This window comes from Pseudomonas sp. GW-45, from assembly GCF_056896675.1.
Genome location: NZ_CM167674.1, coordinates 2,559,499 through 2,572,448 on the forward strand (window position 1 = coordinate 2,559,499; position 12,950 = coordinate 2,572,448).

The 12,950-nt window shown below is 55.7% G+C and carries 13 protein-coding genes, 1 tRNA gene and 1 pseudogene; 10 read left to right on the forward strand and 5 right to left on the reverse strand.

Annotation, left to right across the window (positions count from 1 at the left end; translation table 11 throughout):
* Positions 1–40 precede the first annotated feature (40 nt).
* The gene (gene dinG, locus AC1XYH_RS11745; RefSeq protein ID WP_483323362.1) at positions 41–2,176 is read right to left on the reverse strand and encodes an ATP-dependent DNA helicase DinG; all 2,136 of its coding nucleotides are present in this window, start codon (positions 2,174–2,176) and stop codon (positions 41–43) included.
* Positions 2,177–2,304: 128 nt separating this feature from the next.
* Between dinG and AC1XYH_RS11750 the strand changes: the two genes are divergently transcribed.
* Both AC1XYH_RS11750 and AC1XYH_RS11755 read left to right on the forward strand, forming a co-directional pair.
* The gene (locus tag AC1XYH_RS11750; protein WP_483323363.1) at positions 2,305–2,802 is read left to right on the forward strand and encodes a DUF6231 family protein; all 498 of its coding nucleotides are present in this window, start codon (positions 2,305–2,307) and stop codon (positions 2,800–2,802) included.
* A gap of 2 nt (positions 2,803–2,804) precedes the next feature.
* Positions 2,805–3,290 carry a YchJ family protein gene (locus AC1XYH_RS11755; protein WP_483323364.1) on the forward strand — a complete coding sequence of 162 codons (486 nt, stop codon included), beginning with the start codon at positions 2,805–2,807 and terminating at the stop codon, positions 3,288–3,290.
* A gap of 27 nt (positions 3,291–3,317) precedes the next feature.
* Here the strand turns inward: AC1XYH_RS11755 and AC1XYH_RS11760 are convergent, their stop codons facing one another.
* A complete protein-coding gene (locus tag AC1XYH_RS11760; RefSeq protein ID WP_483323365.1) occupies positions 3,318–3,860 on the reverse strand; it encodes a hypothetical protein in 543 nt (180 codons plus the stop codon).
* A 101-nt stretch (positions 3,861–3,961) separates the two neighbouring features.
* Here AC1XYH_RS11760 and AC1XYH_RS11765 point away from each other — a divergent pair, with 101 nt between their 5' ends.
* Together AC1XYH_RS11765 and AC1XYH_RS11770 are read left to right on the forward strand one after the other, a co-directional pair.
* On the forward strand, positions 3,962–4,432 hold the full coding sequence (locus AC1XYH_RS11765; protein ID WP_483323366.1) for an LEA/WHy family protein: 471 nt from the start codon (positions 3,962–3,964) through the stop codon (positions 4,430–4,432).
* Positions 4,433–4,437: 5 nt separating this feature from the next.
* The gene (locus tag AC1XYH_RS11770; protein WP_483323367.1) at positions 4,438–4,878 is read left to right on the forward strand and encodes a DUF2489 domain-containing protein; all 441 of its coding nucleotides are present in this window, start codon (positions 4,438–4,440) and stop codon (positions 4,876–4,878) included.
* A gap of 38 nt (positions 4,879–4,916) precedes the next feature.
* Here AC1XYH_RS11770 and AC1XYH_RS11775 read toward each other — a convergent pair whose 3' ends face one another.
* Positions 4,917–5,699 (reverse strand): SDR family oxidoreductase, encoded by a 783-nt coding sequence (locus AC1XYH_RS11775; RefSeq protein WP_483323368.1) that lies wholly within the window; start codon positions 5,697–5,699, stop codon positions 4,917–4,919.
* A gap of 312 nt (positions 5,700–6,011) precedes the next feature.
* Here AC1XYH_RS11775 and AC1XYH_RS11780 point away from each other — a divergent pair, with 312 nt between their 5' ends.
* A complete protein-coding gene (locus AC1XYH_RS11780; protein ID WP_483326370.1) occupies positions 6,012–6,458 on the forward strand; it encodes a hypothetical protein in 447 nt (148 codons plus the stop codon).
* A gap of 8 nt (positions 6,459–6,466) precedes the next feature.
* On the opposite strand, the gene dinB is transcribed toward AC1XYH_RS11780, so the two are convergent.
* Positions 6,467–7,468: a DNA polymerase IV gene (gene dinB / locus AC1XYH_RS11785; protein ID WP_483323369.1), complete on the reverse strand. Its 1,002-nt coding sequence runs from the start codon at positions 7,466–7,468 to the stop codon at positions 6,467–6,469.
* Between the two features lie 98 nt (positions 7,469–7,566).
* Entirely contained in the window at positions 7,567–8,748 is a 1,182-nt protein-coding gene (locus tag AC1XYH_RS11790) for a GGDEF domain-containing protein (protein ID WP_483323370.1), read from the reverse strand.
* A gap of 250 nt (positions 8,749–8,998) precedes the next feature.
* On the opposite strand from AC1XYH_RS11790, the gene AC1XYH_RS11795 reads away from it, so the two are divergent.
* The 5 genes and pseudogenes from AC1XYH_RS11795 to AC1XYH_RS11815 all read left to right on the forward strand — a co-directional run bounded on the left by AC1XYH_RS11795 (position 8,999) and on the right by AC1XYH_RS11815 (position 12,902).
* Positions 8,999–9,075 (forward strand) — tRNA-Met (locus AC1XYH_RS11795).
* A gap of 217 nt (positions 9,076–9,292) precedes the next feature.
* Positions 9,293–10,507: an MFS transporter gene (locus AC1XYH_RS11800; RefSeq protein ID WP_483323371.1), complete on the forward strand. Its 1,215-nt coding sequence runs from the start codon at positions 9,293–9,295 to the stop codon at positions 10,505–10,507.
* 20 nt (positions 10,508–10,527) lie between these two features.
* Positions 10,528–11,031: pseudogene (locus tag AC1XYH_RS11805) on the forward strand (enoyl-CoA hydratase/isomerase family protein); the annotation flags it as partial.
* 108 nt (positions 11,032–11,139) lie between these two features.
* Complete coding sequence (locus AC1XYH_RS11810) at positions 11,140–12,339, forward strand: ISL3 family transposase (protein WP_182250114.1); 1,200 nt, start codon at positions 11,140–11,142, stop codon at positions 12,337–12,339.
* Complete coding sequence (locus AC1XYH_RS11815; RefSeq protein WP_483323372.1) at positions 12,339–12,902, forward strand: enoyl-CoA hydratase/isomerase family protein; 564 nt, start codon at positions 12,339–12,341, stop codon at positions 12,900–12,902. The genes AC1XYH_RS11810 and AC1XYH_RS11815 overlap by 1 nt, the downstream gene beginning before the upstream one ends.
* Positions 12,903–12,950 lie beyond the last annotated feature (48 nt).

Here is a 12,950-nt window from a genome sequence, read left to right on the forward strand (position 1 = left end):
TACTATCGAGCGGATTGATGACGTGGCGTCGGGCTGCCGCTCAATCAATTTCCTGCCGGAACGGCGGTAGCGCCTTAAGAATCGCTTTACCATAACGCTGAGTCACCAGCCTGCGATCCAGAACCGTAATAGTGCCCGTGTCCTGCTCGGTACGCAGCAGCCGACCGCAGGCCTGAATTAATCGCAGACTGGCATCCGGCACGGCGATTTCCATAAAGGGATTCCCGCCATTTTTCTCAATCCACTCAGCCAACGCCGCTTCGACTGGATCATCGGGTACCGCAAAGGGGATCTTGGCAATCACCACGTGTTCGCAGTACTTGCCCGGTAAGTCGACACCCTCGGCAAAACTGGCCAAACCGAAAATGACGCTTGGCTGGTCCTTATCTACTCTGCTGCGATGCTGCCGAATCAGCTCCTGCTTAGAGAGATCGCCTTGCATCAAGATGCGTTCGCGGAAAGCTGTGGGCATGCCGGCGTACACCTCCTGCATCTGTTTGCGCGAGGAGTAAAGCACCAGACTGCCACGTTCATCAGCCAGGATCACCGGCAGATGCTCGATAATCGATGCGCTATGGCCAGCGCTATCGCGTGGGTCCGCGCCGTGATTCGGTACCCGCAACACGCCCGCTTCGCCATGTTTGAAAGGGCTCGGCGCCAGCGTGCATACCGCGCTCCTTGGCAAGCCAGCCCGGTGACTAAACCGATCAAATTTACCCAATGCGGTCAACGTCGCCGACGTTGCCAGCGCAGCGAAGGCGCTATGCCATAGATATTGCCGCAAGGTGTCGGCGGCCAAAATGGGGCTGACGTGCACTTCAATATCACTGGTTTCTGTTAGCGTCAGCCAACGCGCGGTGGGAGGCTTGCCTTCCGGGTCTTGCAAACAGAATTGCGTCCACAGCGTCCAGTTGGCTTCGGAACGCGCCAGCAACACACCAAACAGCGGGTACCATTCTTCAGCCTGGGCTTCGGAAACGCCGATAGTGGTTTCGCCATCCATCGCCTCTTTCAGCATATCGACCAGGCGTTGTAGCAAGTCAGTGATGCGGCCAAACCCGGCCTTGAGCTCCAGCCCCATATCCACCAGTTCTTGCGGCACTACGCCGTGCTCAAAGCGGTGTTGCGGGCGCACGTTGCCGCGCAGATCTTCGGTGCTGGAAAAATCCGCCACATCGCCCATCGCCTGCTGCATAAACTGTTGATGCGGCTTCAGCTCCCGGGCTTCTTGCGGCACTTTTTCCAACATTCGTCCCAACTCGCCCGGCAAGGGATGCTGGGCCAACAGCTTGCTGAGATTTTTATCGAGCTGCTCCAGCCAGTCGGCAGTCGCATGCAGTCGGGTATTATGGGCAAAATGCGAGATGGCTTTGTCGGGCAGGTGGTGGGCTTCGTCAAAGATATACAGACAATCACGTGGGTCTGGCAGGATCGCACCGCCGCCAAGCGCCAAGTCGGCCAGCACCAGATCGTGGTTAGTCACGATCACGTCAACTTTTTGTACTCCCTCACGCGCCTTGTAGAACACACATTGTTGAAAGTGTCCGCAACGGCGATTGCTGCACTGGATATGATCAGTGGTCAAGCGCGACCAATCCTGATCCTCCAGCGCTTCCGGCCAGGAATCGCGCTCACCATCCCACTTGTTGCCACCAAGCGCCTCGACCATCCGCGTATAGAGCTTCAGGCCCGCTTCATCAACGTCCAGATTAAAGCCTTCGTCAGCAAATATTTGCTGCTGATCCGCGGCCGACTGATTTTCCCGCAACAGGTTGTCGAGTTTGGACAGGCAGACATAACGCCCGCGCCCTTTGGCCAGCGAAAAGCCAAACTGCAGGCCAGAGTTGCGCTGAATATCGGGCAGATCCTTAAGTACAATCTGTTCCTGCAACGCGACCGTGGCGGTGGAAATCACCAACGGTTTGCCCAGATACTTGGCAATTGGAATGGCCGCCAGACAATAGGCCACGGTCTTACCGGTACCGGTGCCCGCCTCAATCGCCGCCACAGCGGGGTCGCCATCGCGATGACCATCATCATCGAGCGTGACGCCACCAAACAACTTGGCCACCTCGGCAATCATCACCCGTTGGCCATAGCGCGGCTTCAGGGATTTATTTTCGAGAAAAGTACGGTAGGCCGTTTGAATCTGACCTTTGAGTTCATCGTTCAGCATGCGGGCTCCGGGCTAGCCGGTAATGATAACATTGAACCGGCCGGCAACCGACTGCCAACAGGCTTGCATCCTTCAGCAACAGGCTCTAGCCTCCTGCAAACTCTTTATCCTTCCATCTGAGGAAACCCATGTCGGCTACCCCCAACGCTACCCTGCTGAGCATTCTGGAACACTACCAGCCTGCCCGGCTGCTCTGCGTCAGCCAATCGCGGGTGCCGGCGGTTGAGGTTTTTTGTGCGGATCACCCCGAAACGCAGCTGGTGACCAGCAACCAGGTTCCACTACCGGCAGAACTCGCCAACCAGCGCTATGATCTAGCGATCATAGCCGACCAGCTGGAGCACCTACCCCAGCGCGTAGGGGTAGAACTACTAGCGGGACTGCGCAACCTGTCAGCCAGCCGACTGGCGTTACTGGTCGACTTGTCACAAACCTTGGATTGGCAGGAAAACGACTTTTTTGCCTTGGCGCTGCAGCGTCACGCCAGCTTTACCCAGAACGACAGCATTAATGACCGCTCGCTAGCGCTGTATACCTATGATCTAGCCGATTACAAACAGGTCCCGGACTGGCTGAATAATAAGTACTGGGCCAATCCCGAGATGTTCGACAAGTACTGGTGGTAAGCATGCCAAGCTCGGTAATGATCAGCGGCACCGATAACTGCCCTTGCTGCAGCAGCGTACGCTATGACAATTGTTGCCAACCGCTACACCAGGGTACCCCGGCCGCCAGTGCTGAGCTGCTGATGCGCTCACGCTACTGCGCTTACACTTTGGGGCTGATTGACTATTTGATTGCCACCACGCTGCCCGCTCAGCAGGCGCAGTTGGAAGCAGCACAGATGCGGGCCTGGAGCGAGCAAAGTCGCTGGCTTGGCCTGGAAGTTGAAACAGTAAAGGATGTGGCGGGCGGCAACCGTGCTCAAGTTACCTTTAGCGCGCACTGGGCTGACCCGGATGGCAGCAAACATAGCCATCGCGAGTGTTCAGACTTCAAACGGATCAGCGATCGCTGGTACTTCATCGACCCCAATCATCTGATTAAGGCCGGTCGCAACGAGCCTTGCCCCTGCGGTTCTGGACGCAAATTCAAACAGTGTTGCTCGCTTTAGTAGATCACCAACACACTATTAAAACCTTCATTCGTCCTGCAGCTTAAGATGGCTGATATCGGGCACAATATCCGGCACCTCTCGCTTTAGCTCACCCATATCACTGCCCGCTGGCGCCAGACTCAACGCGCTCAGATCAATCGGCAGGGGCGTCACATCAGCATACTCATCCTGCAAGTCTGCGCCGAGCGGAGCGATCTCGAAATCCGGCGCTTCAACATCAGCAAAAGCAGCCATATATTCATCACGTGGTACTAAGCGTTTACCATGGGAATCGTTAGTCGTACCTGGCTGCTGCACAGGTATTGGCTGGCTAGGCTCAGCCGCCGGAGCCTCGGGCGCATCCATCGAGTCAATGCTACACAAAGCGCCAGCCCGCTCGATGGCAGCGCGATACTTGGCCGCGGCCTCTTCATCCAGCCCCTGCTTGATCACAATCCGCCGACCGGAAAACAACGCATCCAGTTGTTCGCCAGCAACCTGAAACAACTGACCGATGCGCGCACGCGCCTGATCTTCGGGTATGCCGGGCTGCACTTTTCCTTGAAAAACAATCTCGAAACGGGCCATCTTGTCACTCCCTGTACGTCAATTAAGGTTAGTATGGTCCGACCTAGGCTGATCGACAACTCCACTTATAAGTCAGCAGGTGCCTACCGCGGAGGGAGACCATGAAGTCGCGTGCACTGGGAATACTGGTGCTGATGTCTAGCCTGTTGTTGCACGGTTGCGCCATGTTCATACCGTCGTACAGCAAACCAGATGTCAGTTTAGCCAATGTAGAAATGCTCAAATCAAACCTGTGGGAACAGTCCTTTCGGCTCAAGCTGCGAGTAGACAACCCCAACAGCAAAGCATTACCTATTCGTGGCATGCAATATCAGGTCTATTTGAATGACATGCGCCTGGCCACCGGCGTCAGCAACAATGTATTTGACGTTCCGCCCTATGGCTCAGAAACCTTCGAGCTGGAGGTACGTTCCAATCTATGGCGCCACCTGGCAGATCTGGTCAAGTTGGTCGACAAGCAGCAGTCGGTCACGTATCGGATTGAAGGCCATATCAGCACTGGGCTATTTCTCGCTCCCAACATCAATTTGAAAGAAGAAGGGACACTGGAGCCCTCTCAACTGAGTTTCTGAAAACTATGCAAATGCAACACTGGCTACTACTCGCTGGACTCATCATCATTGCCGCTTTGACCTGCTACGCCTTGACGCTATGGCGCCGGGTTTGGCGCATCCGTACCGAACGGCAGGCGCAAGAGAATGAGCGCAACGAGCGCTTGGCAAAAGACATTCAGCTCATCGCCCAAAGCCTGCTAAATGGACAGGTTCCGCTGATTGAAGGCTCGATTCGCATCAAGGTGCTGCTCGACAACTACGCAGGCCCGCGACGCGAAGATCTTGACCTGGCGATTTTCACAGAAATCTATGATCAGACCGCGCATATCCCCACCCACTCAGGCTGGAAACAGCTGAGCGCCGCAGAACGCAAACTGCATTCACGTCTGATGGAAACCTTGGAACGGGATCATCAAGAGCAGGTACAGCAAGCCGCTAGCCAATTGGCCAACGGCCTGGATTAACTGCATTGAGTGGGGCTGCATTGCGCCGCCCCGCAGTCTCAGACTACCGAGTTACCACCGTCAACAGCCAACGCCTGACCCGTCACGTGGCGTGATGCCTCGCAGGCCAAAAATACGGCTGCGCCCTTGATGTCTTCTTCGCCACCAATACGACCGAGCGGAGTGCCCTGTTTGATCAACTCGGTTACTTTTTCCAGCCCCTTGGCCATCTTGGTTGGGAAGTAACCCGGGCAGATCGCGTTCACGTTGATGTTGTACTGACCCCATTCGCCAGCCAGTGCGCGCGTCAGGTTGATCGCCGCTGCTTTACTGGTGTTATAGGCCACGGTGTGAATACCGGAGTTGGCACGATTACCCTTAAAGCCAGCAATAGAGGCAATGTTGATGATCTTGCCGGACTGACGCGGAATCATGAAGCGGCGCGCCACTTCCTGGGCAACCAGGAAACAAACGTCAACGTTCAAGGTCATCACTTTCTGCCAGCCTTCATAGCTGTGTTCTTCTGCTGGCTGGCCCCACGTAGTACCGGCATTGTTGACCAGTACATCAACAGTACCGAAGGCGGCTTCTGCGGCATCTACCAGCGTCTTGACCGGGTTGCTGTCCAGCTTACCCAGATCGCAGGCAACACCAGCTGCTTCAATACCTTTCTGCTTCAGATCGGCCACTACGGCTTCGATCTCCGCTGCATTACGCGCACTGATGAACACCTTGGCACCCTGCTCGCCAAAGGCTTCTGCCATCTGCAGGCCAAGGCCTTTGGTACCGCCGGTGATCAGGGCGACCTTGCCGGTCATATCGAACAGTTGCTTGACGCTCATGGGATATCCTCTCGTGTCTCAATGGATGACAATTCAACCTAGGAGCCTGTCGGACTTAACCGTCCGTAGCGAGGAGAAGTCCGATTGGAGGCAGTTTTTGTGGTCTTTTGAGGCGAATAGTCATTCTATTCAACGAAAAAGAGCGCAGAAAATGACCCCATACGGCTTTTCCGCAGTAGGACAGCGTTAAGTGCGGCAGGCTCCCAGGCATCATAGACACCCAAGCGCCGTAGGCCGACCATCAGTGATCCCCGTGATATGCCGCCCCACACTGGTGTTATCATGCCCGCCTTTACCGATCAGGACCTCACCATGGCTGAACACGACTTTCGACGTACCGCGCTTAACCCGTCACACACCCTGATCGAGTGCCGCACTTTGGCTGCAGGTCTGTACCAGGTCACCGGTCAAGGTGGCGGCGTTCAGCCCAACGATCGACTGATCTGTACGGTAAAGGGTAGTCGTGATCTGCCGCTACGCCTGACCGTCGAAAAGGTCCGCTATCTGATCAACCCCGCCGGGCAATGGACCGCTACCGCCAAGGGACCGGATCTGCGCGGGCAGGCAGTCCTAGGCTGGTCTATTACCTGCGACCAGTGCGCACGCGCGCAAGCTTTCGAGTTTCTCGCCGCCGAACGCGACGATTTGCCAGCACGCACAAAAAAAGCCGTTGTTCGCATTGCCGAGTTAGGCTGGCAGCCCCAAGGCGAGAATCACCTTTGCCCAGCTTGTGCTCGCGAGCAGAAAACCGGCGAATAGGCCATCAGTTAGAACAACATTAGTTGCTCGCCCATGGGTGAGTGTGCGTTATCCAGCCTGACCCCTACCCCAATCAGCCTAACGGCCCGACCACCTCGGGCATAGGCTTGCGCGCATAGCTCAGCGTAACCTTCTGGTGTGACCGGCGCGCCGGCCTGCTCCAGGGTGGTTTGGGTGAAGTCGTGAAACTTGAGTTTGATGAAGGGCTTGCTAACGCGGTAAACACTATCGAGTTTACCGAGCCGTTCGGCCAGCTTATCCAGCAGTGGGGGGAGCGCGGCTTGACAGGCCGCTAGATCCGGTAGGTCGTGCTCGTAGGTATTTTCTACACTGACTGACTGCCGCTTGCTTTCGACCACCACCGGACGATCATCGATACCGCGCGCCAACTGCCATAAACGCTCACCAAAACTGCCGAACTCGCGCGCCAAATCCTGCTTGCGCCAGGGTAATAGCTCGCTGCACACATCCACGCCGACGCGCTTCAGTCGCTCAGCCATGACCTTACCCACGCCGTGCAGTTTGGTTACCGGCAATGCATGTACAAAAGCTTCAATTTCATGGGGCAGAATGACTTTAAGCCCATCCGGCTTGTTCCAGTCACTGGCGATTTTGGCCAGAAACTTGTTAGGCGCAACACCGGCAGACACGGTAATGCCTTGGGTAGCCTCCACGCGCTGACGAATTTCCTTGGCGATGAGCGTGGCACTGCCGCGGCAAGCTTGGCTCTCGGTGACATCCAGATACGCCTCATCCAACGACAGTGGCTGGATCAAGTCAGTGTAATCGGCAAAAATCGCTTGAATACCCACAGAGACTTCGCGGTAGACCGACATGCGGCCCGGCACTATCAACAAGTCAGGGCAAAGCTTCTTGGCATAGGCAGAGGCCATAGCCGAATGCACGCCGTAGGCGCGAGCTTCATAGTTGCAAGTTGAGATCACCCCGCGCTTACCCGGATCACCGCCCACCGCTAACGGTCTGCCGCGCAGACGCGGGTCATCACGCATTTCGATGGCCGCGTAAAAACAATCGCAATCTACATGAATAATTTTGCGCACACAGGGACCGGGTCAGACCGCAACGGGAAAGCCGCCAGTGTAACCGATCAGGCCGTCATTACCCGATTACGGCCTGCTCCTTTGCCTTCGTATAAGCCCTTATCCGCGCGCTTAATGACCTTCTCAATGCTCTCTTCACCGCCAATCACCTGAGTTACGCCGAACGTAGCCGTCAGCTTGATCTCGCCCTCCGGTGATTGCAGTGGGCTGGACTCCAGCTCTTCACGCAGACGATTGACCACGGCCACCGCCTGTTCAAGATCGGTATCGGGCAGAATCAGCACAAACTCCTCGCCACCAAAACGACCTACTACGTCTGATTGACGCAACATTCTGCTGAACAAATCAGCCGAATGGCGCAAGGCAAGATCACCAACATCATGCCCGTATTTGTCGTTAATACGCTTGAAGTGATCCAGATCCACCACGCACAAGGAGATGTGCTTCTGTTGCCGATTGCAGCGTTCCCGCTCACGATTAAACAGCATTTCGTATTGCCGACGATTGAACAGCCCAGTCAGCGGGTCAGTAGTGGCTTGCCGCTTGAGCTCTTCCTCCAGCGCCTCACGCCGCTTGATCTCACTCTGCAAATTACGATTAATCGAGCTGACCTGGTCGAACAAAGCGTACTGTTGCCGCTGCGCTGTCTGCAGGCGCAGCGCAGTGAAAAATCCCACCACCGTCGGCAGCGACAATATAAACAATAACCCTACGAGCTCAGGCGCACCGAACTCATTAAGACGAACGGAATAGAACATGCCCGCAATACCAAAGCAGGCCGCTAGCAACGACAAGTACACCCGATTAGGAATAAAAATGAATAGGCTAATTATCAGCATACCTACCACGCCGATGATCCAGCTGACGATGTCGTGTCTTATAAAGTAGAGAAAGAAAAAGATAACGAAGCCGAATACTTCTATGGCAGTTACCGCGTAGCCCTCCGTCGCCAGCGAAGGCTGGCGCTTCAACCGCAAGAACAAGCCAAATAATAAGGCTGCGGTTACCAGACGCAAACCCGCGACTATCGCAAATTCCACGCTGCTGCCCAAGACCGGGTAATCGAGCACCCCAAACAGTAACAACATCACCAGCCAGACCATCAATCCTCGACGTAAATGCCGCGCGAAGGTTGTTTCCGTATGTTTTCGATACGCTTGCTCGATCTCGGGATGGGTGAACTCTCCGCGCCAAGATGACACATGGTAGGTTGCGTGACTGGTTTCCACGAGGCTAGTTACCTATTCTGACTGATCGGTTTAAACCGTTTTATTGTTGTATTCCTGCAGCGCAAGGCAGCAATTGTCTCTCAATCAGAGAGTAAGTCAAATATGCAGTGATGTCATTATGACGTCAAAAAAACTTATGCCCTTTTGCACCTTATTACACCTCGCAAAGCAAAGCATTTGGGCAATAAAAAATCTTTTCCCATCAATCGCTTGACAGAAATTCTTCTATGAGTAGAATGGCCACCACAGACGCGGGGTGGAGCAGTCTGGTAGCTCGTCGGGCTCATAACCCGAAGGTCGTAGGTTCAAATCCTGCCCCCGCAACCAAGTTAAAAACCGTTGAATGATTAACCTCATTCAGCGGTTTTTTTTCGCCCGTAATTCGGTGCTTAACTCCCAGCATAGCAGTCAGACTCACCCCACACCGCCCTTTCCACGCAAGACCCTCCAACCAATCAGTAAATCGGCGACCGCAAACAGGTTCAGGGGCGCGCTTCACTCCCCTATACTCAGGCGCAGGAATTCAAAGACAGGTCCATAGCACATGCCTGACAACACCAAAGCCGCGTCACTGCGCTGGCTGGCCTTTATTGTGGTCAGCCTATTTTTTCTGTTCGAATTTGTCGCTCGCATCGAGCCCAGCTTGGCATCAAGTGAGATAACCCAGTATCTCGGGCTTTCCAATGCCGGCTTTGGCGTGCTCTCGAGTGTATTTTTCTGGGTCTACGCTCCCATGCAGCTGATCGTTGGGTTAGCACTGGACCGCTTTGGTGTCCGTCGTACGGTAGTACCGGCCATTTTACTCTGCGCGTTGGGTACCGGCGTATTTGCCGCCTCAGACTTGGTACTCGTTGCGGGGCTTGGCCGCCTGCTCACCGGGCTCGGCGCCTCATTCGCTTTTGTCGGCGCCCTTTACGTGGTCAATCACCAGTTTGCTCCTGAACGCTTTGCCCTGCTGTCCGGCCTGGTGAATGCGGCTGGCATGCTAGGTGCTGCGGTGGGTGCAGTGATGCTATCCAGCGCCATTGCGCAGCTTGGCTGGCGTGAGGTTTTCTTCGCTACCGCTGTGGCAGGCACACTGCTCTTCATCCTCGCCCTGCTTTTTCTGCATGGCATACGTAACGAGCAGGAGCGCAATGATGATTTGCTAAGCCCCCTGCGCAAGGTGTTCCGCAGCGGCAGAATCTGGTTAATCGCGCTCATCGGCTCCTTGTACTACATGCCAGTTAACGTATTCGGCGGCCTCTGGGGCCAACAAGAAATGATGCATGATCATGCGCTATCGTCGCTGCAAGCTGAGACGGCGGTCTCAATGATCTTCTGGGGCATGGCCGCTGGTAGTATTGCCGCAGGGTTAATCTCCGATTGGCTGGGGCATCGCAAGTGGCTGGTGATTGCAGGGGCAATCTGTTCGGCATTAGCCTACGGCGCAGCCATCTTCGGCCCGAGCAACAATCTGCTGAGCATTGCAGCGTTATTGTTTATTGGCGGTTTTTTCGGCGGCGGACAGATGTTGACCTTTGCCATGGCGAAGGAAGGTGAGTCAGCCGACATATCGGGATCGATCATCGCCTTCGTCAACATGATCGGCATTGGCGGCGCACTCATATTTCAACCGCTACTCGGTTACCTGCTGGATCTGCAGCATGGCGACTTTAGCCTAGCCGTGAGTACTATTCCGCTGTGCTTGCTGGCCAGCGCCGCACTAACACTCTTGGTGCGCGAGCAGCGCCATCCAGACCATATATCTGCAGCCTGAGGCTGTTATTGGAGTTATTTATGAGCAGTAACCTTCCCGCTGTCATTGCCGAAGTGCGTGGCCACATAGGGCATTTGACCCTGAACCGGCCTGAGGGCTTGAACGCGCTTACGCTGGAGATGGTGCGCCTACTGCAGACTCAGCTAGAGCAGTGGTCTGACGACTCGAACATTCTCGCAGTGGTGCTGCGTGGCGCGGGCGAGCGCGCTTTCTGTGCTGGCGGCGATATTCGTGGCATTTATGAAAAGCATTTGGCTGGTGAGTCGGATATCGCCGAGTTCTTCGAGGAAGAATACGCGCTGGATGGCTACCTTCACGCCTACGGTAAGCCCGTGCTAGCTCTGATGGACGGCTTTGTGCTCGGCGGTGGCATGGGATTGGCGCAGGCCGCCAGCATCCGCCTGATTACCGAACGCTCACGACTGGGCATGCCAGAGACCGCTATCGGTTATTTCCCGGACGTGGGCGGTAGCTACTTTTTACCCCGCCTGCCGGGCGAAATCGGCCTTTATTTAGGTTCTTCACGGAAGTCCGGGGCAACCCGGACTTTTCGTTTCTGGAATGAGGTGAGGCGGTGACATCTCGGTCATGATGGTTGTGCGACCAACACCATAATCCGAGAGCACCGTCTCATGCTTGATCATACCGATTGGCTGCCGTTCTGGAAGGACTTCTACGTCCTCGATTTACAACTTCTCGACGGCCACGTCTGCGTTTCGCTGACTCCTGATGACTCATCACTTACCTGCGGTGGCTGCGCCAAGCCTTGCCGCCAGATACATGAGCGAGTTAGACGTCGCGTACGCGACCTTCCCATGCTCGGTCATCCCGTTATTCTCGATCTGATTCTGTATCGCCTGGAATGCCCTGACTGCGGGCACTGCCTGCAACAGGTGAGCTGGCTTGATAAACACGCGCGCCTGACTAAGCGGCTGGCTCAGGCGGCTGCAGAATGCTGCGCTCGGTTACCGGTGGCGCACGTGGCAGACATGTTTGGTCTGCATTGGAGCACGGTCAGACGCCTGGATCATCAGCGTCTCCAGTCCCTTGTGGCATCACTTCCGACGGCCCAACCGCGCCGCCTAATCATGGATGAGTTCGCCCTATTTAAGGGGCATCGCTACGCCAGTGTGATCCTCGATGCCGATACACGTCGGGTTCTATACGTGGCCCAGGACCGCAGCCGCCGGGCCATTCGGCCCTTTTTTGAACAGCTTGGACCAGAAGGCTGCGCCCGTATCGAAGCGGTGGCCATGGATATGAATACCGCTTTCGATCTCGAGGTTCGAGCTCGATGCCCCCGCGCACGTGTGGTTTACGATCTGTTCCATGTCATTGCCAAGTATGGCCGGGAGGTCATCAGTCGCGTGCGAGTGGACGCCGCCAATCAGCTACGCCACGACCGCCCCGCACGACGGGTGGTGAAGCAGGCTCACTGGCTGCTGCTTCGTAATCCAGCCTCGCTCAACGAGCGCGAGCAGGTTCGGCTTGATGAAGTGCTGCAAGCGAACCAGCCCATCATGACGGTTCACGTGATGAAGGAAAGTCTACGCTCGCTCTGGACAGCACCTGACGCTTGGGAATGGCGAAGACGGTGGCAGCAATGGCATGCCCATGCTGCTGAGAGCGGCATTCCGGCTTTGATGCACTTCGCTGAAGTGCTTAAGCCTTACTGGAGAGGGATTCTGGCTAGGGTGCGTTGGCCGATGCATACCGGCCAGCTTGAGGGGATCAACAATAAGATCAAAGTGATCAAGCGCATGGCCTATGGGTACCGCGACACCGATTACTTCTTCCTGAAGATCAAGGCCGCGTTCCCCGGACATACGTGATGAACCTTTATTTAGGCATCACTGGCACGCACGTGAATGCCGCCGATGCGATGCATGTGGGCCTGGCTGATGTGTGCATACGCAGCGAACAGCTAGCCCAGCTGGATCAGTTATTGGATGCATTCGATGGCACCAAAGACCTGCAAGCCCAGATCGCTGAACTGGCCGATATAGAGCTGCCCTCACCTGAGTTTGCGCAACTGCAAACAGCCATTGACCTGCACTTCTCGCAACCCGACATCGCAGCCATCCGTCGCTCCCTGTCAGCAGAAACACGGCCGGAATTTGCCGATTGGGCCAAAGCCACTGCCAAGTTGATCGACATCCGTTCGCCAATCGCCATGGCAGTCACCCTCGAACTGCTACGCCGGGGTCGTCACCTGACACTGGAACAATGTTTTGCAATGGAGCTGCACCTGGACCGCCTTTGGTTTGACGGCGGCGACATCATGGAAGGCGTGCGTGCGCTACTGGTCGATAAGGACAAGCAGCCGAAATGGAATCCACCGCACATTGATCAGCTGGATGCAGACCGGGTGGCGGCATTCTTCACCGATCTGTAAGGACAATTACCTACGGCTTGGCGCATTGCTCAGCATAAACAACACAGG